General features: G+C 69.4%; 19 protein-coding genes. 12 read left to right on the top strand and 7 right to left on the bottom strand.

Translation table 11 applies throughout. From position 1 onward, the window contains the following. Positions 1 to 313 precede the first annotated feature (313 nt). The 6 genes from groES to ACX114_RS12565 all read left to right on the top strand — a co-directional run bounded on the left by groES (position 314) and on the right by ACX114_RS12565 (position 6,099). Positions 314 to 604: a co-chaperone GroES gene (gene groES, locus ACX114_RS12590; protein ID WP_014395362.1), complete on the top strand. Its 291-nt coding sequence runs from the start codon at positions 314 to 316 to the stop codon at positions 602 to 604. A 47-nt stretch (positions 605 to 651) separates the two neighbouring features. After that, positions 652 to 2,304, top strand: a complete 1,653-nt coding sequence (gene groL, locus ACX114_RS12585; protein WP_459297902.1) for a chaperonin GroEL — start codon at positions 652 to 654, stop codon at positions 2,302 to 2,304. A 166-nt stretch (positions 2,305 to 2,470) separates the two neighbouring features. Then, on the top strand, positions 2,471 to 2,728 hold the full coding sequence (grxC, locus tag ACX114_RS12580) for a glutaredoxin 3 (RefSeq protein ID WP_206798033.1): 258 nt from the start codon (positions 2,471 to 2,473) through the stop codon (positions 2,726 to 2,728). Positions 2,729 to 2,826: 98 nt separating this feature from the next. Next, positions 2,827 to 3,255: a hypothetical protein gene (locus ACX114_RS12575; RefSeq protein WP_459297900.1), complete on the top strand. Its 429-nt coding sequence runs from the start codon at positions 2,827 to 2,829 to the stop codon at positions 3,253 to 3,255. A 202-nt stretch (positions 3,256 to 3,457) separates the two neighbouring features. Beyond that, entirely contained in the window at positions 3,458 to 4,840 is a 1,383-nt protein-coding gene (locus tag ACX114_RS12570) for a sigma 54-interacting transcriptional regulator (protein WP_206798035.1), read from the top strand. A 47-nt stretch (positions 4,841 to 4,887) separates the two neighbouring features. Further along, positions 4,888 to 6,099 carry a hypothetical protein gene (locus ACX114_RS12565; protein WP_459297898.1) on the top strand — a complete coding sequence of 404 codons (1,212 nt, stop codon included), beginning with the start codon at positions 4,888 to 4,890 and terminating at the stop codon, positions 6,097 to 6,099. Positions 6,100 to 6,191: 92 nt separating this feature from the next. Here the strand turns inward: ACX114_RS12565 and smc are convergent, their stop codons facing one another. Further along, a complete protein-coding gene (gene smc / locus ACX114_RS12560) occupies positions 6,192 to 9,800 on the bottom strand; it encodes a chromosome segregation protein SMC (protein WP_459297896.1) in 3,609 nt (1,202 codons plus the stop codon). A gap of 359 nt (positions 9,801 to 10,159) precedes the next feature. On the opposite strand from smc, the gene ACX114_RS12555 reads away from it, so the two are divergent. Next, positions 10,160 to 10,816, top strand: coding sequence for a TapB family protein (locus tag ACX114_RS12555; RefSeq protein WP_459297894.1), 657 nt, complete (start codon positions 10,160 to 10,162; stop codon positions 10,814 to 10,816). A 274-nt stretch (positions 10,817 to 11,090) separates the two neighbouring features. On the opposite strand, the gene ACX114_RS12550 is transcribed toward ACX114_RS12555, so the two are convergent. The 4 genes from ACX114_RS12550 to ACX114_RS12535 form a co-directional block, all read right to left on the bottom strand. Continuing rightward, positions 11,091 to 11,573, bottom strand: coding sequence for a hypothetical protein (locus ACX114_RS12550; protein WP_459297892.1), 483 nt, complete (start codon positions 11,571 to 11,573; stop codon positions 11,091 to 11,093). Positions 11,574 to 11,588: 15 nt separating this feature from the next. Then, the gene (locus ACX114_RS12545) at positions 11,589 to 12,743 is read right to left on the bottom strand and encodes a zinc-dependent alcohol dehydrogenase (protein ID WP_459297890.1); all 1,155 of its coding nucleotides are present in this window, start codon (positions 12,741 to 12,743) and stop codon (positions 11,589 to 11,591) included. 422 nt (positions 12,744 to 13,165) lie between these two features. Then, complete coding sequence (locus tag ACX114_RS12540; protein ID WP_459297888.1) at positions 13,166 to 14,545, bottom strand: hemolysin family protein; 1,380 nt, start codon at positions 14,543 to 14,545, stop codon at positions 13,166 to 13,168. 12 nt (positions 14,546 to 14,557) lie between these two features. After that, a complete protein-coding gene (locus tag ACX114_RS12535) occupies positions 14,558 to 15,373 on the bottom strand; it encodes a tetratricopeptide repeat protein (RefSeq protein ID WP_459297886.1) in 816 nt (271 codons plus the stop codon). A gap of 61 nt (positions 15,374 to 15,434) precedes the next feature. Between ACX114_RS12535 and ACX114_RS12530 the strand changes: the two genes are divergently transcribed. From ACX114_RS12530 to ACX114_RS12510, 5 genes are all read left to right on the top strand, one after another. Continuing rightward, positions 15,435 to 16,682, top strand: a complete 1,248-nt coding sequence (locus tag ACX114_RS12530; protein ID WP_459297884.1) for a CapA family protein — start codon at positions 15,435 to 15,437, stop codon at positions 16,680 to 16,682. Positions 16,683 to 16,966: 284 nt separating this feature from the next. Next, positions 16,967 to 18,058: a peptide chain release factor 1 gene (gene prfA / locus ACX114_RS12525; RefSeq protein WP_459297882.1), complete on the top strand. Its 1,092-nt coding sequence runs from the start codon at positions 16,967 to 16,969 to the stop codon at positions 18,056 to 18,058. Next, the gene (gene prmC, locus ACX114_RS12520) at positions 18,052 to 18,918 is read left to right on the top strand and encodes a peptide chain release factor N(5)-glutamine methyltransferase (protein ID WP_459300140.1); all 867 of its coding nucleotides are present in this window, start codon (positions 18,052 to 18,054) and stop codon (positions 18,916 to 18,918) included. The genes prfA and prmC overlap by 7 nt, the downstream gene beginning before the upstream one ends. Positions 18,919 to 18,975: 57 nt before the next feature. Then, the gene (murA, locus tag ACX114_RS12515; RefSeq protein WP_459297880.1) at positions 18,976 to 20,247 is read left to right on the top strand and encodes a UDP-N-acetylglucosamine 1-carboxyvinyltransferase; all 1,272 of its coding nucleotides are present in this window, start codon (positions 18,976 to 18,978) and stop codon (positions 20,245 to 20,247) included. Positions 20,248 to 20,383: 136 nt separating this feature from the next. After that, on the top strand, positions 20,384 to 20,776 hold the full coding sequence (locus tag ACX114_RS12510; protein ID WP_459297878.1) for a zf-TFIIB domain-containing protein: 393 nt from the start codon (positions 20,384 to 20,386) through the stop codon (positions 20,774 to 20,776). Positions 20,777 to 20,830: 54 nt separating this feature from the next. On the opposite strand, the gene ACX114_RS12505 is transcribed toward ACX114_RS12510, so the two are convergent. Both ACX114_RS12505 and ACX114_RS12500 read right to left on the bottom strand, forming a co-directional pair. Beyond that, positions 20,831 to 20,992: a hypothetical protein gene (locus tag ACX114_RS12505; RefSeq protein ID WP_459297876.1), complete on the bottom strand. Its 162-nt coding sequence runs from the start codon at positions 20,990 to 20,992 to the stop codon at positions 20,831 to 20,833. Further along, positions 20,974 to 21,675, bottom strand: a complete 702-nt coding sequence (locus ACX114_RS12500; protein WP_459297874.1) for a discoidin domain-containing protein — start codon at positions 21,673 to 21,675, stop codon at positions 20,974 to 20,976. Before ACX114_RS12500 ends, ACX114_RS12505 begins: the two co-directional genes overlap by 19 nt. Between the last annotated feature and the right edge of the window lie 30 nt (positions 21,676 to 21,705).

Below are 21,705 nucleotides of genomic sequence, written 5' to 3'. Positions count from 1 at the left end.
CTTACGCTGGCACTCGTCCGGGGCGAGTGCCAACGTCCTGACACCCCGCACGGCCTGGCGGGCAGGTGTGACAGGTGGGAATGTTTTTGGGAAAAGCCCAATCAGGACGGGACTTTAGCGGCATCCGGACAGATGTCCCGACGTCGCTTGACGAGGTGAAGTCCCTGGTTATTATCCGCCGCGCCTGGGCGTTAGCACTCAGCGGGTGCGAGTGCCAACGCCGGGGCCCACAGGCCCTTTTTCAACCACCCCTGCGGCTCCCGGTCCGGACCTTCCGTCCGCCTCCGGCCGCCGCGATTCACAGGAGCAAGCCATGAAGATTCGTCCCCTGCAGGATCGGCTCATCATCAAGCGCGTCGCCGAGGAGAACAAGACCAAGGGCGGCCTCTTCATCCCCGACACGGCGAAGGAGAAGCCGCTCGAGGGCAAGGTGATCGCCGTCGGCAACGGCAAGGTGCTGGAGGACGGCAAGGTGCGCGCCATGGACATCAAGGCCGGCGACACCATCCTCTTCTCCAAGTACGCGGGCACGGAGATCAAGCTGGACGGCGAGGATCACCTCATCCTCCGCGAAGAGGACGTGCTGGGCATCATCGAGAAGTGAAGCCCGCCGTTCGTCTTCCCACTCCCAACTTCTAGAGGATTCAGACCATGGCGAAGGACATCATTTTCGAAGTGCGCGCGCGCGACGCCATCCTGCGCGGCGTGAACATCCTGGCCGACGCGGTCAAGGTGACCCTGGGGCCCAAGGGCCGCAACGTCGTCATCGAGAAGAGCTTCGGCTCCCCCACCATCACGAAGGACGGCGTGACGGTGGCGAAGGAAATCGAGCTGGAGAACAAGTTCGAGAACATGGGCGCCCAGATGGTCAAGGAGGTCGCCTCCAAGACCTCCGACGTCGCGGGTGACGGCACCACCACGGCCACCGTGCTGGCGCAGGCCATCTTCCGCGAGGGCGCGAAGCTGGTCGCCGCGGGCCACAACCCGATGGACATCAAGCGCGGCATCGACAAGGCCGTCGCCGCCATCACCGCCGAGCTGAAGACGCTGGCGAAGCCGACCAAGGGCAACAAGGAGATCGCCCAGGTTGGCACCATCTCCGCGAACGGTGACACCACCATCGGCCAGATCATCGCGGACGCGATGGAGAAGGTCGGCAAGGAGGGCGTCATCACGGTGGAAGAGGCCAAGGGCCTGGACACCACCCTGGACGTCGTGGAAGGCATGCAGTTCGACCGCGGCTACCTGTCCCCGTACTTCGTGACGGATCCGGAGCGCATGGAGGTCGTGCTGAACGACGCCCTCATCCTCATCCACGAGAAGAAGATCTCGTCGATGAAGGACCTGCTCCCCATCCTGGAGCAGGTGGCGCGCGCCGGTAAGCCCCTGCTGATCATCGCCGAGGAGGTCGAGGGCGAGGCCCTGGCCACCCTGGTGGTGAACAAGATCCGCGGCGTGCTGAACGTGGCGGCGGTGAAGGCGCCGGGCTTCGGCGACCGCCGCAAGGCCATGCTGGAGGACATCGCGGTCCTCACCGGCGGCCGGATGATCGCCGAGGACCTGGGCATCAAGCTGGACACGCTGACGCTCCAGGACCTGGGCCGCGCGAAGCGCGTCACCATCGACAAGGACAACACCACGGTCGTCGACGGCGCGGGCAGCCAGTCGGAGATCGAGGCGCGCGTGAAGCAGATCCGCGCCCAGGTGGAGGAGACCTCCAGCGACTACGACCGTGAGAAGCTCCAGGAGCGCCTCGCGAAGCTCGTGGGCGGCGTGGCCGTCATCAACGTGGGCGCCGCGACCGAGACGGAGATGAAGGAGAAGAAGGCCCGCGTGGAGGACGCGCTCAACGCGACCCGCGCGGCCGTGGAAGAGGGCGTCGTCCCCGGCGGCGGCGTGGCCTACATCCGCTGCCTCAAGGCCCTGGAGAACCTGAAGGTCGCCGACGGTGAGAAGTCCGGCGTGGACATCATCCGTCGCTCCGTCGAGGAGCCGCTGCGTCAGATCGTCGGCAACGGCGGCCTGGAGGGCAGCGTGGTGGTGAACAAGGTCAAGGAGGGCACGGGCGCCTTCGGCTTCAACGCCGCCACGGGCACCTACGAGGACCTGCTGGCCGCGGGCGTCATCGACCCGGCCAAGGTGAGCCGCACCGCGCTGCAGAACGCGGCGTCGGTCGCCTCGCTGATGCTCACCACGGAGGCCATGGTCGCCGACCGCCCGAAGGCGGACGACGACAAGGGCGCCGCCGGCGGTGGCATGGGCGGCATGGGTGGCATGGGCGGTATGGGCGGCATGGGCATGTAGTCGCCCCACCCTTCCCCGCCGCATCCGGGGACGGGATTTGACGGCCTCCGGCGCCCACCAGGGTCCCGGGGGCCGTCGTGTTTCAAGGGGCCAGGCACGCGCGAAGGCCGTGGCCACCCGCGCAACGGCCCCTTAGGTTTGGCATCAAGAGACCCGGAGGAAATCCATGAAGCCCGTGAAGATCTACACGACGACCTACTGTGGCTTTTGCGTGCGGGCGAAGGACCTGCTCAAGCGCAAGGGCGTGGCCTACGAAGAGGTGGACGTCACCGGGGACGACGACGCCCGCGCGAAGCTGGTGGAGATGAGCAACGGTCAGCGCACCGTGCCGCAGATCTTCATCGGCGACACGCACGTGGGCGGCTACAGCGACATGGCGGCGCTGGACCGCGAGGGCAAGCTGGACCCCATGCTCCAGGCTTGAGCAGCCAGGCGGCCGGGCCCCGTGCCCGGACGCCACCCGCGTCCTTCCGTGCCTACCTTCTTCCTCAAGGCATTCACCCCTTTCACGGGAGGAACACCATGGCGGGCGGACAGGAAGTCACGGGGACCCGGGATGAACACCACGACCTCATCAGCACGCTCTACCACCTGCTCAAGGGCGCGTCGGTGAGCGCACAGTACCTGCGCGACGCGGAGGCCGCGGGAGACCAGGAGCTGGCGCAGCTCTTCCGCGACTGGCAGGACGAGCAGCGCAACCTGGCCGAGCGGGCCAAGAACCTGCTGGGCGCGCGCATGATGAACGCGCAGGCCGGCACGGGCCGTGCGGCTGCATCAGGCGCTGAGTCCAAGGGCACCAGGCGCAGCAAGGCGAACGCGGAGGTCCCGACGCGCGAGGTGAAGGGCCCCACCAACGCGAGCGTGCGCTCCGGCGGCAGCCCCGGCGACGACGAGGTGGACGAGCAGTCCAAGGAGTCGTTCCCCGCGAGCGACGCCCCCGCGAAGTACTGAGGCCCGGGGGAAATCCGGAAGGCAGGCCCGACGTCCCCGGTTGGGGCGGCCGGACCCCTTCTGTCTTCATCTTCAACGGACGTTTCCGCGTCCACTTGTTCCGCTTGCCCCGTGTGTGCAGTCCCCCCTAAAGAGGCGGGATTGAGGGCGACGAGGGGTGTTTTTGCCCCCCACGCCCCGTTGCGACCAGGGGTCCGTGACCATGATTGACAGACCGGATGTCACCGAAACCGTCCACGCGGAGCGCGAGGCCCAGGCCACCCGCGTTCCCCTTCACGAGTGGACGGTCGAGGTGGTGGGCGGTCCGGACAAGGGCAAGAAGGTCACCACCCAGGACTCGCTGGTGCGCGTGGGGAGCGACGCCGCGGGCGACCTGGTGCTGAGCGACCCGACGGTGAGCCGCCGTCACCTGGAGGTGGAGCGGCTGCCGCAGGGCCTGCTGCTGCGCGACACCGGCAGCCGCAATGGCACGTTCCTCGACGGGCGCCGCATCCTGCAGGCCTTCGTCTCCAGCGGCGACAAGGTGGAGCTGGGCAAGACGAAGCTGGCCGTGAAGGTGGCCGCGCGCGCGACGGAGGTGGAGGTCGCCGGCGCGGAGTCCTTCGGGCAGCTCGTGGGCAGCTCGGAGAAGATGCGCTGGGTCTTCACGGAATTGCGCCGCATCGCGCGTGAGGACATGAACCTGCTCGTCGAGGGTGAGACGGGCACGGGCAAGGAGCTGGCCGCGCGCGCGGTGCACCAGCACTCGCTGCGCCGCCACGGCGCCTTCAAGGTCGTGGACTGCAACCTCATCTCCGAGGAGAAGGCGGAGCGCGAGCTGTTCGGCGGCCTGCGCGCCGGGGAGAACGAGGACAAGGGCGCGCGCGGCATCTTCGAGGCGGCGCGCGGCGGCACGCTCTTCCTGGACGAGGTGGGCGAGCTGCCCCTGTCCGTGCAGGGCAAGCTCCTGCGCGTGCTCGAGACGCGCGAGGTGCCGTCCCTGGACGGGCAGCCGGTGGCGGTGGACGTGCGCGTCATCGCCTCCACGCACCGCAACCTGGAGGAGGACGTGCGGCAGGGCCGCTTCCGCGCGGACCTCTACTTCCGGCTCGCGGTGGCGCGCGTGAAGCTGCCGCCCCTGCGCACCCGCCGCGACGACATCCCCACGCTGTCGCAGGCCCTGTCGCGCGGCATGAAGGCCGCGCTGGAGCTGACGCCGCAGACGCTGGCCCTCTTCGAGGGCTACGACTGGCCGGGCAACGTGCGCGAGCTGCGCAACGTGCTGGAGCGCGGCGCGCTGATGCAGGAGACGGGCAACACCAGCTGGCTGGACTTCCTGGCGCACGCGCCCAAGCGCACGGAAGGCACCGAGCCCGCCACCAACGTGGCCGCCATTGTCACCGGCATGCCGTACCACGAAGCGAAGGACCGCGTGCTCGCGGACTTCGAGCGGCTGTACTTCGCGGAGGTGATGCGCGAGGTGGCCTTCGACATGAAGGCCGCGGAGCAGCGCACCGGCCTGTCCATGCAGAGCCTCTACCGCCTGTTGAAGAAGAACGGGCTCCGCCTCAAGGACCTCAAGAACGCCGAGGGCCTGGAGAAGTGAGCGTCCGAACGCAGTCCCCCTCACCCCAACCGGGAGAAAGCCTCACCATGCTGAAGCGTCTCGCCGTCGCCTCCGTCATCCTCACCGCCGCCTGTGCGGGCCAGCAGAAGACCGACGCCCCCGCCGAGGGTCAGAAGCAGATGACCAAGGAAGAGCGGCTGCGCATCACCAACCAGCCCCCGTTCGACCTGGCGACCTGCTTCCCGCACGAGCAGACCCTGCCCGCCCCCGCCAACGAGGGTGTCCTCGTGGGCGCGCTCCTGAGCGTCCGCCCGGACGTGCTGGAGTGCCTGGTGGATCCGGCCAACCGCGGCGCGGCCGCCAGCACCAAGGTGACGGTGAAGTCCACCGTCAACGCGCAGGGCGCCACGCACGCCGTCTCCGGTGAGAACCTCACCCCGGCCGGCACGGCCTGCATCCAGCAGGTGCTGGACACGCACGTGAAGCCCGCGGCGCTGGCGGCGGACGCGAAGCCGGTGGAGGCTTCCTACGAGTACGACCACGCCACCGCCAACAACCCCTCCGTCACCATGGGCATCAACGAGGGCTCGGACTTCTCCGGCACGGTGCGCCTGGCGGAGAAGAGCTGGTGCGACTGCTTCGCCGGCTTCAAGGCGTCCACGCCGCCGGTGCTGACGTCCGACATCCACATCGTGAAGGGCCAGCCCAACCCGACGGAGGTCGTCTTCAAGCCCTCCGGCAGCACGGAAGGCGACCAGCTGGCGTCCTGCCTGCAGGCGAAGATCGCCGCCATGCCGGCGACGACGTCCGGCGAGCTGAAGTTCCCGTTCCGCTTCGTGTTCTTCAACTCGCAGGCCCCGGTGGAGGCCTCCGCGAGCATGCCGCCGGAGCTGCGCTTCTTCCAGCTGGAGCTGGCGCGCACCCAGACGGCCGCCGCGTCCGCCATCGCCTTCGGCGCGCGCACCAACGCGGCGGACACGTATGACGCGGTCGTGCAGAAGTACACCAAGACGAAGGACTACAAGCTCTTCGACGAGCTGTCCTCCAAGTGCCAGGCGCTGGTGGACTCGGCCACCAAGTGGGTGGACGCGCTCAAGGCGCAGGAGACGGTGGACCAGACGACCCTGACGCTGGTGCAGCAGCTCAAGGCCCAGAAGGAAGACTGGGCCCCGGTGGAGACCGCCAGCCAGGAGGCCCTGGCCAACACCCAGAAGGACCTCTCCGCCGCCCAGCAGCGTCTGGCCGCGGACCAGGGCGCCTGCCCGAAGAAGAGCTACTCGCCGGCGAAGAAGAAGTAGTCCTTCGCTCAAGCCGCTGAAATGACAACGGGCGCTCCGGGGAACATCCCGGGGCGCCCGTCTTCTTTCGCGCGACCGCCCTGCCCCGCGCCTTACGACGCGGCGGGGACCTTGTCGTCGTTGTGCGCGGAGGCCTCGCGCATCTTCACGCTGACGAGCTTGGAGATGCCGGGCTCCTCCATGGTGACGCCGTAGAGCGTGTCGGCGATCTCCATGGTGCGCTTGTTGTGGGTGATGAGGATGAACTGCGACTGGCGGCTCATCTCCTTCACCATGTCGTTGTAGCGGCCCACGTTGCCCTCATCCAGCGGGGCGTCGACCTCGTCCAGGAGGCAGAAGGGGGTGGGCTTGATGAGGAAGATGCCGAAGATGAGCGCCACGGCGGTGAGGGCCTTCTCGCCACCGGAGAGCAGGTTGACGCTCTGGAGCTTCTTGCCCGGCGGCTGGGCGACGATCTCCACGCCCGGCTCACCGTTGGGGCCCTCCTGCGTGAGGATGAGGCTGGCGCGGCCACCGCCGAACAGGCGCGGGAAGATGGCCTGGAACTTGTCGTTCACCACGTCGAAGGTCTGCTTGAAGCGCTCGCGGCTCGTCGCGTCGATGCGGACGATGGCTTCCTTCAACTGGCTGATGGACGCCTGGAGGTCCTGACGCTGGGAGGAGAGGAACTCGAAGCGCTTGGACAGCTCCGCGTGCTCGTCGATGGCGGTGAGGTTGATCTCCCCCATCTTCTCCACCTGCGCGCGCAGGTCCTTGAGCTCGCTCTCCACTTCCGGCGAGAGCGGCGCCAGCAGGTGGTAGTTGTGCAGCTCCGCGGACAGCTCCAGCTGGTAGCGCTCGCGGATGCCGGCGGCCAGGTGCTCCAGCTCCAGGCCAATCTCCTTCTCGCGCAGGGTGATCTGCGACAGGCCCTGCATGAGCTCGTCCAGCCGGCCGCGCAGCTCGCGGAAGGCGGTGTCCTGCTCGCGCACCTCGGCGGTGGCGGTGGTGTGCGCGGTGCGGCGGGCCTCCAGGGCCTCCGCGGCCACGCGGTGCTCCTCCGCCCGCTGGTCCTTGGTGGACTCCAGCTCCGCGAGCCGGCCCTGCAGCGTCTCCACCTTGGCGCGGCCCTCCGTCACCGTGGCCTGCAGGCGGCTGACGCGCGCCTCCATGTCCCGGCGCTGCGCCACCAGGCTCTCCAGCTCCTTGCGCGCGGACTCGCCGCGCTCGCTGCCGGCGGCCACCTTCACGCGCAGGCCCATCAGGTCCGAGGACGCCGTGTCCGCGCGCTGGCGCAGCCCCTCCAGCTCGCCCGCGTACTGGCGCACGCGCTCCTCGCGCGCCTCGCGGTCCGCCTGGCCGTGGGCCACCTCGCCGCGGCTGGACTCCTCCTCGTTCGCGAGCGCGGTGTGGCTCTGCGCGAGCTGGCCCTCCTCGCCCTCCAGGGAGCGCAGCCGCTCGCGCACCCGGGCCAGGTCCTCGCTCGCCTTGTGGAGGTCCTTCTCCTGGCTGGCCAGGTTGACCTCCTCCGCGTGCTGCTCCTTGCCCAGGCCCTTGAGGACGGCCTCCGCCTGCCCCATCTGCTTCTGGAGCGTGTAGTGGCGGGTCAGGATTTCGTTGTAGCGCTCCTCCACCCGGGCCACTTCGGCCGCCAGCTCCGCGATCTCGCGCTTCTTCTGGAGCGCGCCCACCGCCGCGCCCTCGCGCTCGCCGCCGGTGATGGAGCCGTCCGCGCGGAACACCTCACCGTCCAGCGTCACGAGCGTGACGGGCACGGGGGTGGTTTCCGCGTACTCGCGCGCGGCGACCAGGTCCTGGACGATGACCACGTCGCCCAAGAGCAGCTTGAGCACCGGCTCCAGCGCGGGCTCGCAGGATACTTCCTTGAGCGCGTGCGCCAGGACGCCCGGGCGCGAGAGGTCCGGCTCCACGTAGGCGCGGGCCTGCTCTCCGGAGGGCACCGGCAGGAAGGTGCCGCGCCCTTCGGCGTGGCCCTTCAGGTACTCCACCAGCTCCACGCCCTTCTCGCGGCTGTCCACGATGACGTGCTGGAGCCGCTCGCCCAGGGCGGCCTCCACCGCGCGCTCGTAGCGGGCGTTGGTGACCGTGAGGACGTCCGCCACCAGGCCGAAGATGCCCTGCTCGCGGGCCGCCTCCGCCGCGCGCACCATGACGGCGCGCACGCCCCGGTCGAAGCCGTCGTAGTTCTTCTGGATGTCCTCCAGGGAGGACAGGCGGCTGCGCTTGTCGCTCAGCTCCTCGCGCAGCGCGATGACCTGGACCTCGTTCTCCGTGAAGGCCTCGCGCGTGCGGGTGAGGGCCTCCTCCTCCTGGCCCCGGCGCTCGGCCAGCTCGGAGGCCAGGTGGCGCGTGTCCTCCACGTGCCTGGCCGCCTGGGTGCGCACGGCGTCCAGCTCCTGCTCCTGGGCGCGCAGGGCCTCCAGCTCACCGCCCAGCTTCGCGCGGCGGGCCTCCAGGTCCGCGCGCTGGCGCGCGAGGTTGACCAGGTTGCTCTCGTGGTTCGCCAGGCGCGTGGCCACGGCGACCAGCCCCGCCCGCTCCTGCTCCAGGCGCAGGGAGATTTCGGTCTGGAGCACGGAGACGCGGCGCTGCTCCTCCAGGGCCACCGCCATGGCCACTTCGTCTTCCTTGTACGAGCCGGCGATGCCCGACAGCTCCGCCTCGCGGGCCGTCATGGTCCGCACGACCTCCGCCTGCCGCGCGAGCAGCGCGTCCAGCTCCGCCTGCGCGGACTCCACGCGCGTGCCGGTCTCCTCGAAGTCGCGGCGGCCGTAGGACAGCTCCTGCGCCTCGCGCTGCAGGGCGCTCTCCAGCGCGTGCACCTCGCCGGCGTACTGCTGGAGGGCCGCCCCTTCCGCGTCCAGCTCCGCGCGGCGACGGGTGATGACCTCCTCCAGCTCCTTCACCTTGTCCAGGCCCTCGCGCTCCTCGCCGCCCAGGTTCTCCAGGCGTGACTGGAGCACGCGCTTCTCCGCCATCAGCTCCAGGGAGCGGTGGCTGGTGGAGTGCAGGTCGATCTCCCGCATGCGCGCCTTGAGCTTGCGGTACTTCTCCGCCTTCTTCGCCTGGCGAGACAGCGTGTCGAGCCGCTTCTCCAGCTCGTTGGTGATGTCGTTGACGCGCAGGAGGTTGGCCTCGGTGGCCTCCATCTTGCGCTCGGCGGCCTTGCGGCGGGCCTTGTACTTGGTGACGCCCGCGGCCTCCTCCAGCAGGTGCCGGCGGTCCTCCGGCTTGCTGGAGACGATGAGGCCCACGCGGCCCTGCTCGATGATGGAGTAGGCCTTGGTGCCCACGCCCGTGCCGAGGAACAGCTCGGTGATGTCCAGCAGGCGGCAGACGGTCTTGTTGATGAGGTACTCGGAGTCGCCGTTGCGGAACAGGCGGCGCGTCACCGTGATCTCACTGAAGCCCTGGTACTGGGGCGCCAGCGTGTCCGTGTCGTCCACGAGGAAGGTGAGCGACACCTCCGCCATGGACAGGGGCGGCTTGTTCTCCGAGCCGTTGAAGATGACGTCTTCCATGCCGCGGCCGCGCAGGTTCTTCGCGCTCTGCTCGCCCATCACCCAGCGGATGGCGTCCACGACGTTGGATTTGCCACACCCGTTGGGGCCGACGACGCCCGTGACGCCTTCGTCGAACGAGAAGACGCTCCGCTCCATGAACGACTTGAAGCCGGTGATGTCCAGGCGCTTGATTCGCATGCCAGCGGGCTCCCAACAGGCCGTCGTGAGACGGGGTGAAAACGCGCGCGAGGCCGGAAAATCGGCTCCGCAGCGTTCGGCAGGAGTACCAACGCACCCCACCGCGAATCAAGCGTGACCATGCCACGCATGACCCTATGTCTAGTGCTACAGGCCGGTAGGTGAGCGAGCTTGCGTCACCCTTGCAAAGCAGCCGGCCCACCCTACCTTCCTCTTGATCTTTCTGGAGGCGTCCTACGTTTCAGCCCTTGCTTGCCATGTCGCTCCTCGTCGGTGCGTCCCCGACGTCCCAGGTAGCACCCCGGTCTGACATGGTGGTGGCGGCGGCACCGTCCCCCTGTCCGAACCCCTGGTTCCCCATGGAGGAAGGCCTGTCGCTGACCTACCGGGCGGGCCGCTCGTCGGAGCTGGTGCTGGCGACGAAGGACGTCGCGCCCAACCCGGACGGGACGGTGAAGGCCACGCTGGCGGTGAGCCTCAAGGGGCGCAGCGGTCAGACGGACCTGACCTGTGACGCCAACGGCGTGCGCACGGGCCTGGGCGGCCTGGAGGGCACGCTGCTGTCCGCGTCCGGCATGGACGTGCAGGTGGTCAACGCGGAGGGCGCGGCCGTGCCGGCGCCGTCCGTGATGGTCCCCGGGGGCACCTGGAAGAACAGCCTGTCCGTGAAGCTCCAGCCGCCGGCCAAGAAGGGCGGCCTGCGCCCCACCATCGCCACGACCTTCGACAAGGAGGCCACGGTGGTGGGCGAGGAGGAGATCACCGTCGCGGCGGGCACCTTCAAGGCGCTGAAGATCAAGAACATCACCACGGCCCGCGCCAGCCGCCCCGGCGCGGAGGGCCGCTCCATGGAGAGCTTCATGTGGTTCGCCCCGGACGTGGGCATCCTGAAGCTGACCACGGACGGAGAGACGAACCTGGAGCTGCTCAAGGTGGACCGGCCCAACGCCAAGGTGAAGCCGGCGGCCATCCAGGGCGGCGCGAAGAAGAAGACCGTGAAGCCCACCAAGAGCTAGGGCCTGTTCGCGAAGCGCACTGCCCACGGCTACGCCAGGGTCGCTCACATGGCGCTGTCACCCAGGGTGTCCTGGTGCAGGGACCGGGGCCCTCCTGGGGATCCTCCGGGAAGGGCGCGCGCGCCAGCTCCGTAGCGAGTTGAACAAGAAGAAGAACTTGAAGGCCCCCGTCCGCGGAAGAAGTTGCTGCCCCCCACGATGGAGACGCTGTTGCCGCCGACGTACATGCTGGCGGTGAGGAAGTCGGTGGGGGTCGGTCCGCTGTCGGCGCGGGTCAACGGTTGTTCGAAAGGTACAGGCGGCCGACGAACCCCATGGCCGCGAGTGGCAGCGCGATGGGCGCGAGCCTGGCGAGCCGGTGCTCGAACGAGTCCACCCGGTCCCCCAGTATCTTCAGCAGCCAGTGTTGGGGCTTGTGGTCCGGGAAGCTGCTGGCCCACCTGCGCACCAGGCCGGAGAGGCCCTTGGGCTGGCAGACGGTGCCGAAGACCGGCGGCCACTCCCGGTTGCTGCGCCCGTGCTTGAAGGGCGCGGAGCGGGCCGGATCCATCGGCACGATGTCCTCGCGCGCGTTGGGCCAGAGCCGTGGCTCGCGGTGGCTCGGAACGCCGGGGCGGCGCGAATAATCGCGATCCACGCCCCAGTACGCGGGCCGGCGCGGCGCCTGCACGGCCTTGTAGCCGGAGTGATGGTAGATGTCGTCGAGGTTGGTCACCTGCGGCTCGCTGAGATTCTCCTGCGTCACTTGGGTCTGCATGGTGTCTCTCCGGGGCTAGTGGATGGTGGGGCCGTTGGGGAACAGGGCGACCTTGATGCAGCCGTCGTGCTTGCGCGCCATGGTCCGGTAGAGCGCGGGGGCGTCCTCGAGCGGCCCGCGGTGCGTGAGCACCTCCGAGGGACGGATGCGTCCGGCGCGGATGTGCTCGAAGAGGTGGGGCATGTAGCGCTTCACGCTCGCCTGGCCGGTGCGCATGGTCTGCGCCTTGTTCATGTACGTGCCGAGGTCCACGCCGGTGAAGGGCGGACCGTACGCGCCGATGACGGAAATGACGCCGCCCTTGCGCGTGGCGTGGATGGCGGTGTTGATCGCCTGCGGGCTGCCTGCCTCCAGCTTCGCGTAGATGCCGAGCGCGCGGTGCGTGGCCGAGCCCGCGGCCTCGGCGCCCACCGCATCGATGGAGGCGTCCGCGCCGAGGTCCTCGGTCATCCCCTTCACCGCCGTCACCACGTCCACGTCGCGGAAGTTGAGCGTCTCCACACCGAGCCAGCGCCGCGCGAAGGCAAGCCGGTAATCCTCTCCGTCCACGGCGATGACGCGCCCGGCGCCCATGGCCCACAGCGACCACATGGCGAAGAGGCCCACCGGACCGCAGCCGAGCACCAGGACGGTCTCCCCGCCCTTGATGTCGCACATCTCCGCCGCCTGGTAGCCGGTGGGGAAGGCGTCGGTGACGGGCAGCGCGTCCAGGCTCGACACGTCCTCGGGCACCCGCTCCGCGTCCACGCCGATGAAGGGCACGCGCACGTACTGGGCCTGGCCACCGTCGTAGCCGCCCATCGTGTGCGAGTAGCCGTACATGCCGGTCGCCGCGTCCGTGCCCGGGTTGGTGTTGTTGCAGCAGGAAGTGAGGCCGCGCTGGCAGTAGTAGCAGGCGCCGCAGAAGATCTGGAATGGCAGCGCCACGCGGTCGCCGGGGCGCACGCCCTTCACGTGAGGCCCCACCTCCTCGACGATTCCGACGAACTCGTGACCGAAGGTGGAGCCGACGCGGGTGTCGGGGATCAACCCGTGCAGGATGTGGAGGTCCGAGCCGCAGATGGCCGCGGTCTCCACACGCACGATGCCGTCCTGCGGATGCTCGATCCGCGGGTCCGCCTTCTCCCTGACCGTCACCCGCCAGGGTCCTTCGTACGACAGCGCTTGCATGAGGGGCCTCGATTGGGCGCACGCCGTGACGCCGGCATGACGTCGGCGGTCCCACTCGAACGCTGCACATCCCGTCCGCCGCACGGCACCCTCAGGGAAGCCGCCCAGCCCCCGTGTACGCTCACGGCGTGACCAGACGGCCCTGCCCCATCGGCGGGTGAGGCCCCCGCGCATGTCCCACTTCCCGTCACAGGGGGCGAGCCGCGCGCGGTGCGTACGGCGGGCCGCTCCTGCGTTGCGCGAGCGGCCGCCCCCCGTCAGGCAAGCAGGGCGTTGGTGCAGCCCCTCCGGAAGCAGGAGGTACGCGGGTAACGGCAGCAAGGGAGCGAGCCGCTCCTACTCGCGTCGTTCAGGCCTTCGCGGCCCATGCCGTGGGAACGGCCGGGCCTCCTCGACGCCTCCTACCAACAGGACCCGGACCTTCAACCCGTCTCGCCGGAGGACACGGGCGGCTCCGAGGGGCGGCCGCCTCCGTCCTTGGGAAGCGCCGTGGGGCGTGACTGCGGCTCCACCGTGACGCGCACCACGCGGGGGCCGTCCACCTCCTCCACGAGGATGCGCCACATGTCGAGCTTGAGGCTGTCGCCCTTCTCCGGCACCCGGCCCAGCTTCGTCATCAGGTAGCCGGCGATGGTCGTGACCTCGCCTTTCTCGTCGTCGCTCAGGTCGAAGGTGACGTCCAGCTGGGCCTCCAGGTCGTCCAGCTGCGCGGTGCCGGGCAGCTCGAAGCGGCCTCCAGGCAGCGCCCGCACCTCCTCCACGCGCCGGCCCAGCTCCGCCACGTCGCCCACCACCTCCGCCACCACGTCCGCGATGGTGACCAGCCCGGACGTGCCGCCGTGCTCGTCCACCACCATGGCGATCTGCCGGCGCCGGCGGCGGAACTCCGCGAGCAGCTGCTCCAGCGTCGCGTTCTCCGGGATGAAGAGCACCGGGCGCTGCACCTGCGACAGGCTGCGCAATTCGCCGCGCGACAGGAGGAAGAACAGGTCCTTCACGTTCACCACGCCCTCGACCTCGTCGAGGTTGCCCCGGCACACCGGCAGCCACGTGTGCCCGGACGCTCGCGCGTCGATGACGTTGCGGTCCAGCGCCTCCTCCACGTCCAGGTAGCGCATCTGGTTGCGGGGGACCATCACCTGGCGCGCCGTCTTCTGCGCCATCTCCAGCGCGCGCTCCAACAGCTCCGCGCGCGCCGTGGTGATGGCGCCGGCCTCCGCGGAGCTGTGCAGGATGACGCGCAGCTCGTCCTCGTTGGTGGCCTCGTGCGTCTCGCTGGCGGAGTGCAGGCCCACGGCCTTGAGCACCAGCCCCGCCAGCCAGTTGAGCAGCCGGATGGCCGGGTAGAAGAGGAAGTAGAACGCGCGCATGGGCAGCGCCACCGCGAGCGTCGTCTGCTCCGCGCGCTGGATGGCGACGCTCTTGGGCGCCAGCTCCCCCATCACGATGTGCAGGAACGTGATGATGCTGAAGCCGATGATGCCCGCCGCCGTGGAGCCGTACTTCGCGGCCATCGCCTCCGGCAGCACCTTCTCCACCACCGGGTGCAGCAGGTGTTCGAACGCGGGCTCACCCAGCCAGCCCAGGCCCAGCGACGCGAGCGTGATGCCGAACTGCGTGGCGGACAGGTACGCGTCCAGCTCGCTCACCATCTTCAGGGCCGTGGCCGCGCCGGGCGTGCCCTCGTCCACCAGGGACTGAAGGCGCGTGGCGCGGATCTTCACGATGGCGAACTCCGTCGCCACGAAGAAGCCGTTCGCGACGACCAGCAGCAGCGCCAGCCCCAGGAAAACCCATTCCATTGTGTGATTCCCTCAGAAGAGGGCTTCGAAGTCCGGATCGCCCTTGAGCACGTCGAACATGGGGTCCGCGGACAGCCACCCCAGGACCTTCTGCCGGTCCGCCGCCAGCGCCTTCTGCAGGTACTGGACGGCGTCCTTCGGACGGCCCCACAGCGCGTACAGCGCCGCCAGGTTGTAGTTGAGCAGGAGGTCTTCCGCGTTGAGCGCCCGGGCGCGCTCGTAGGCGCGCTCCGCTTCCGCGTAGAAGCCCTTCTGGGCGTAGCAGATGCCCAGGTCCAGCTGCGCCTCGAAGTTGTCCGGCTCCAGCCGCACCACTTCCTTCAGCTGGGTGATGGAGGAGCGGTAGTCCCCCTCGTCCATCATCAGCGCCGCCAGCTCGTGCCGGGGGAAGGCGTCCTGCGGGTCCAGCTCGATGGCGGAGTGCAGCTCCCGCATCGCCTCCTCCACCCGGCCCTGGTCCGCGTAGGTGAGCCCCAGGTTGAGGTGGGCGTCCGGGTACTCCGGATCCAGCTCGATGGCTTCCTTGTACTCCTCCACGGCCATCTCGCTGGCGTGGGTGGAGAGGAAGCAGGCCAGGTTGTAGTGCGCGGTGGCGCTCTCCGGCTCCAGCTTGAGCGCGGTGAGGTACTCGCCCAGCGCCTCGCGGAACTGCTTCTTCTCCGCGTAGACCGTGGCCAGGTTGTCGTGCGCGTGCGCCGACGTGGGGTCCAGGTCGATGGCCTTCTTGAACTCCTTGATGGCCTCGTCCAGCCAGCCCCGGTCCGCCAGCTCGATGCCGCGGGTGTTGTGCTCATCGGACAGAGCGATGTTGTCCTTTTCCCGGGCCATGGGCGCGCGGCAATCTACGCGTCGCGCGTTTCCCCGTGCAAGGTAGAGTTTCCCCTTGCCCATGCGCCACGCCGCCCTGCTGCTCCTGCTGTCGCTTTCCGCCTGTCATCCCCGCCCCGTGACGCCCGCCTCCCCTCCCCCGGGGCTGGAGCCTGGCGCCGCCACGGCAGCCCCTCCGCCCGAGGCCACGCCAGCCGGGTCCGATACCGGACAACCCGCTGGCCAGCCGGCCCCTCCAGCCCCCGCCCGCCCGGTGACGCTGGTGGTGGGCGGCGACGTGACGGTGGGCTACCACTACGAGGAGTACTTCGATGATCAGGTGGCCAAGGGGAAGACGCGCGAGGAGATGTTCGCGTACGGCTTCCGCGAGGTGATGCCCATCGTGGACTCCGGCGACCTGTTCGTCGTGAACCTGGAGTGCCCGTACACGGACAGCACGGTGAAGCTGCCCAAGAACTTCAACTTCCGCGCGCGCCCGGAGCTGGTGAACGTGCTCACCGCGGGCCGCGTGGGCGTGGTGAGCCTGGCCAACAACCACATGATGGACTACGGCGCGCAGGGGCTGCTGGACACCCTCACCGCCCTGGAGGCCGCGCGCATCCCCTACTTCGGCGCGGGCCGCACCCTGGCGGAGGCGCGCCGCCCCGCCATCCTCACCGTGGGGGGCCTGAAGGTCGCGTTCCTGGGCTACTTCTTCCTGGGCACGCGCAACATCGAGCCCCGGGAGGTCTACGCCACGGACACCACGCCGGGCGTGGCCGGGCACTTCTCCGACGTGGAGGTGATGGAGCGGATGCTGCGCGAGGACATCGCGGCGGCCAGGGCCCAGGCGGACCTGGTGCTCCCCTTCTTCCACTGGGGCATCGAGGGCAACACCACCCCGGAGCCGTACCAGGTGCGGCTGGCGCACGCGGCCATCGACGCGGGGGCGGCGGGGGTGCTGGGCAGCCACCCGCACGTGCTCCAGTCCATGGAGCTGTACCAGGGCAAGCCGGTGCTCTACTCGCTGGGCAACTTCGTGTTCGGCGGGAACTGGAACCCCCGGGACAAGCGCAGCGTCCTGTGGCGGGCGCGCTTCGACTCCACGGGTTATGTGTCCAGTGACGTGCTGCCCCTCAGGACCGACCGCTACCCCGAGTTTCCCGTCCAGCCGGTGCCCGTCACGGGTGCCGAGGCCGAAGGGGTGATGACGCTGCTGCGCACCGCGTCGCAGGGGACGCAGGGGCTGGAGCGGATGCTCCCGGCGTTGGAAGCAGAGGGAGCAGGGAGCCAGCCGCCCCCCTCCTCCAGCGTGAGAGGGGGGCAGTAGCTACCGGGACTACTTGTTGTTGCGCTGGCCGCGCTTGAAGCGCGTGCGGCGGCGCTTCAGCTGCGCCTTCCGGGTCTTGGCGCGGTTCTTCAGCTTCTTCTTGGAACGATTCCCCTTCTGTGCGGCCATGTGGAAGGACTCCGTGTTGAGCGTGATTCAAGCCGCACCGGGCGGCGACGGGGGCCGTTCTTACATGCCGCTGCCCATACGGCCAAGGTTTTCCTTGACGCCCTCGGCCCTTGCCACGGGGCGCCCAACGGGGCAAGACGCCCCGGGAACCACGCATGATTGACAAACTGGAAGAGGTCGAGCGCCGTTTCGAGCGGCTCACGGCCGACCTGTCGAACCCCGATATCCTCGCCGACACGGCGAAGCTCCAGAAGGTGTCCAAGGAGCGCGCCGGGCTGGAGAAGCTCGTCGAGACCTTCCGCGCCTACCGCAAGGTGCTGGCGGACCTGGACGAGGTCGAGGCGTGGCTGTCCAGCTCCGACCCCGACGAGAAGGCCTACGCCAAGGAGGCCCTGCCCGGCCTGAAGGCGCAGCGCGACGAGCTGGAGGCGTCGCTGAAGATCCTCCTGCTGCCCAAGGACCCCAATGACGAGAAGAACGTCATCCTGGAGATCCGCGCGGGCGCGGGCGGCGACGAGGCGGCCCTCTTCGCCGAAGAGGTCATGCAGATGTACCTGCGCTACGCGGACCGCCGGGGCTGGAAGGCGGACATCCTGGACATGAGCGCGGGCAACGCCGGCGGCGTGAAGGACGCCACGGTGACGCTGTCCGGCGACGCGGTGTTCAGCAACCTGAAGTACGAGTCCGGCGTCCACCGCGTGCAGCGCGTGCCGGCCACGGAGACGCAGGGCCGCATCCACACCTCCACCATCACCGTGTCGGTGATGCCGGAGGCGGAGGACGTGGACGTGCAGGTGAACCCGGCGGACATCGAGATGCAGGTGATGCGCTCCACGGGCTCCGGCGGCCAGAGCGTCAACACCACGGACTCCGCGGTGCGCCTCATCCACAAGCCGTCCGGCATCGTGGTGAAGTGCCAGCAGGAGAAGAGCCAGGGGAAGAACCGCGCCATGGCCATGCGCATGCTGCGCGCGAAGCTCTACGAAATCGAGCAGGAGCGCATCCGCAACGAGCGCGACTCCATGCGCCGCGGCCAGGTGGGCACGGGCGACCGCAGCGAGAAGATCCGCACCTACAACTTCCCGCAGGACCGGCTCACCGACCACCGCATCGGCCTCACGGTGCACAACCTGCCGGCCATCATGGTGGGCAACGTGGACGAAGTAATCACCGCGTGCCGCACCCACTACCAGGCCGAGGCCCTCAAGGCGCAGACGGGTGGCGGGCGGCCCCCCAGCGAATCATGAGCGACGTCTGGACCATCCGCCGGATCCTCACCTGGACGACGGGCCACTTCGAGAAGCGCGGAGTGGACGCGCCCCGGCTCACGGCGGAAATCCTCCTGGCGCACGTGCTCAAGACGGGCCGGGTCCGCCTGTACGTGGACCTGGACCGGCCGCTGTCCAAGGACGAACTGGCCGCCTTCAAGGCGCTCATCGAGCGCAGGCTCGCGGGCGAGCCCACCAACTACCTGACGGGCGCGAAGGAGTTCTACAACCGCCCGTTCAAGGTGGACGCGCGCGTGCTCATCCCCCGGCCGGAGACGGAGCTGCTGGTGGAGGCGGTGCTGCACGCGGTGCCCAAGGATGCTCCCAGCCGCGTGCTGGACGTGTGCACGGGCTCCGGCTGCATCGCCATCAGCGTGGCGGCGGAGCGGCCCCAGGCGACGGTGCTGGCCACGGACCTGTCCAGGGACGCGTGCGCGCTGGCCCGTGAGAACGCGCAGGCCCTGGGCGTGGCCGAGCGCGTGAGCGTGCTGGAGGGCGACCTGTTCTCTCCCCTGCCCCCGGACGCGACGTTCCGGGTGGTGGTGTCGAATCCGCCGTACATCGACTCGGGCGACATCGCCGGGCTGTCCGCCGAGGTGCGGCGCGAGCCCCGGCTGGCGCTGGACGGCGGACCGGACGGGCTGGTGGCGCTGCGGCGGGTGATTCAGGGCGCCCGGCGGGTGCTGGAGCCTGGCGGATTGCTTGCATTGGAGATGGGTGAGACCCAGGGCAGCGCCGTCCTGGAGCTCCTGCGGGCCGCGGGGTACTCGGACGCGCGCGTGGAGAAGGACCTGGAGCGGCGTGAACGCATGGCGTTCGGGACACAGCCCGCGGCCTGACGGCCACGGGACGCGCGGCCCGGCAGCCGCACGTAAAAGAGAAGGCACGTCAAAGACATGGACAAGATCGTCATGAAGGGTGGCACCGCGCTGCACGGCGAGGTGGAGGTCTCCGGCGCGAAGAACGCGGCGCTGCCCATCCTGGCCTCCGCGCTGCTGGCGGATGGCACCACCACCTTCCGCAACGTGCCGGACCTGGCGGACGTGGCCACGATGCTGGAGGTGCTGCGCACCATGGGCTGCGAGGCCGCGCGGCTCACCGGCAAGAAGGCGGACACGTGTGAGATCAGCATCGCGGGGAACATCACCCCGGAGGCCCCCTACGACCTGGTGAAGACCATGCGCGCCAGCGTCCTGGTGCTGGGGCCCCTCGTCGCGCGCTTCGGCCGGGCGCGCGTGTCCATGCCGGGCGGGTGCGCCATTGGCGCGCGGCCCATCGATCAGCACTTGAAGGGCCTGAAGGCGCTGGGCGCGGACATCCACCTGACCGAGGGCTACGTGGAGGCCCGGGCCAAGCAGCTCAAGGGCGGCATGGTGAACTTCGACGTCATCACCGTCACCGGCACGGAGAACGTGATGATGGCGGCGGTGCTCGCGAAGGGCCGCACCGTGATGGAGAACTGCGCCCGCGAGCCGGAGGTGGAGGAGCTGGCGCGCGTCCTCAACAAGATGGGCGCGAAGATCGAGGGGGCGGGCACGTCCGTCATCACCATCGAGGGCGTGGAGTCGCTCAACCCGGTGGACCACGCCATCCTCCCGGACCGCATCGAGGCGGGCACGTTGCTGGTCGCGGCGGCCATCAGCGGGGGCAACGTGCTGGTGAAGCACGCACGCCCGGAGCACCTGGACGCGGTCATCGACAAGCTGCGCGAGGCGGGCTGCACCATCACCGCCGAGGGCGGAGGTCTGCGCTGCAAGGCGCCCAGGTCGCTCAAGTCGGTGAACATCACCACCACGGAGCACCCGGGCTTCCCCACGGACATGCAGGCGCAGTTGATGGCGCTGATGACGGTGAGCCACGGCACGTCCGTCATCTCCGAGAACATCTTCGAGAACCGCTTCATGCACGTGCCGGAGCTGCACCGGCTGGGCGCGGACATCACCATCCAGGGGCACACGGCGGTGGTGAAGGGCGTGAAGGCGCTCAGCGGGGCGCCGGTGATGGCCACCGACCTGCGCGCCAGCGCGTCGCTCATCCTGGCCGGCCTGCGGGCCGACGGGCAGACCGAGGTCAGCCGCGTCTACCACCTGGACCGCGGGTACGAGCGGCTGGAGCGCAAACTGCGGGGCCTGGGGGCGGACATCCGCCGGGTGAAGGAGCGGGCCTGAGCCTGAGGGGCTGGCTGACGGCACGTTGCCAACAGAAGCCGCCGCACGGGTTGCATCCCAATTTTTGGGCGACTTATCATTCTCCATTCACTGGGGAGCACCCTCCGCTCCCCCTTTCAGGAGAACGAGCCGCCCCATGAATTGCCCCGGTTGCAGCGTCGAGATGACTGATCTCGAAGGAGATCACGAGACGTTGCGGAAGTGTGGAGACTGCGGAGGCCTGTGGACCGACGTTTCGGACCTGCGCCGCATCCTCCTTCACAACAACCTGCCCGGTCTGGAGCAACTCGGGGGCAAGGTCGACGCGGAGGCCCTGACAGGGCAGTGCCCGGACTGCCAGGTGGACTTCGTACGCATCGACGGTGGCGACCGGCAGCATCCGCTGCACTACGACACCTGCGAGTCCTGCGGCGGCATCTTCCTGGAGTCGGAGTTCGCGGACGCCACGGACGTGAAGGCCGCCGAGCAGGAGATCGTCACCTTCTTCCGCAACTTCGACGCGAAGCGGAAGGCCAAGGCCGCCATCTAGGCCCCTGGCCCCAGGTTCAGTGGGCGCCCGGTTCTTCCAGGCGCCCGCCTCGCCTCACGGCTGGGCGCGGAAGGTGCTCCCCCACTCCTCGGGGAGCGACCCGTCCAGCGACAGCGCGGCGGCCGACTTCGGCCCCTCGCCGGCGGGGGTCCGCTCGAAGCGGGCCGTCACCTTGCCCTTCTTCGGGATGTCCAACGTCACCTTGTTGCCGGACACCGTGTAGGTGCCGCTGACGACGGTGGTGGGCTCGGGCGTCTCCAGGGGCTCCAGTGAGAAGCGCCAGGTGCCGTCCACGAAGAAGGACAGGAAGCGCTCCGGCGCGCCCTCGTGGCCACCGAACCAGGTGCCCACGAGCGGGACACGCGCGCGTCGTACTTGTACCGGGTGGCGAGCGCGGGGCCGTTGAGGGGCTTTCCGCCCGAGTAGAGGACCAGGTCGGTGAGGCACACCGGGCTGTCCTCCTTCGCGCCCGGGAAGCGGTCCGCGACCTCCAGGATGAAGCGCGCGCCGAAGAGCGGCTGGGACAGGGGCACGGCCTGCAGGCCGCGCTTGTCCTGCACGGTGACGCTGCGGGACGCGTCCACGCTGGTGAGGGTGAACTTGCGCACGCGGCCGTTGGCCTTGAAGGCGTCGCGGGACGTGCCGTCGCCCGTGTAGACGCGCACCTCGTCCAGGGTGACGGGCTCCTTGAAGCCGATGAAGACGTGGGAGGGCTTCTCCCCTTCCGCGCACCAGACGGTGGTGTCCCGGCCATCCAGGAGGTTGAGGGGCACGTAGTGGTCCGGGCGCGCCTCCTTCTCCAGCCAGGCCTCCGCCTGGGCATAGCCGGGCGCGGCGGGCGCGGCGGCGAGGACGGACGGAGACACGAACAGCAGGCAGGCCAGGGACAGGCGTCGCATGGGGCGCATCTTGGATCGTCCCCGCCCCGG

Source organism: Corallococcus sp. M7, from assembly GCF_054512695.1.
This window is presented reverse-complemented; position numbering and strand designations above follow the sequence as displayed.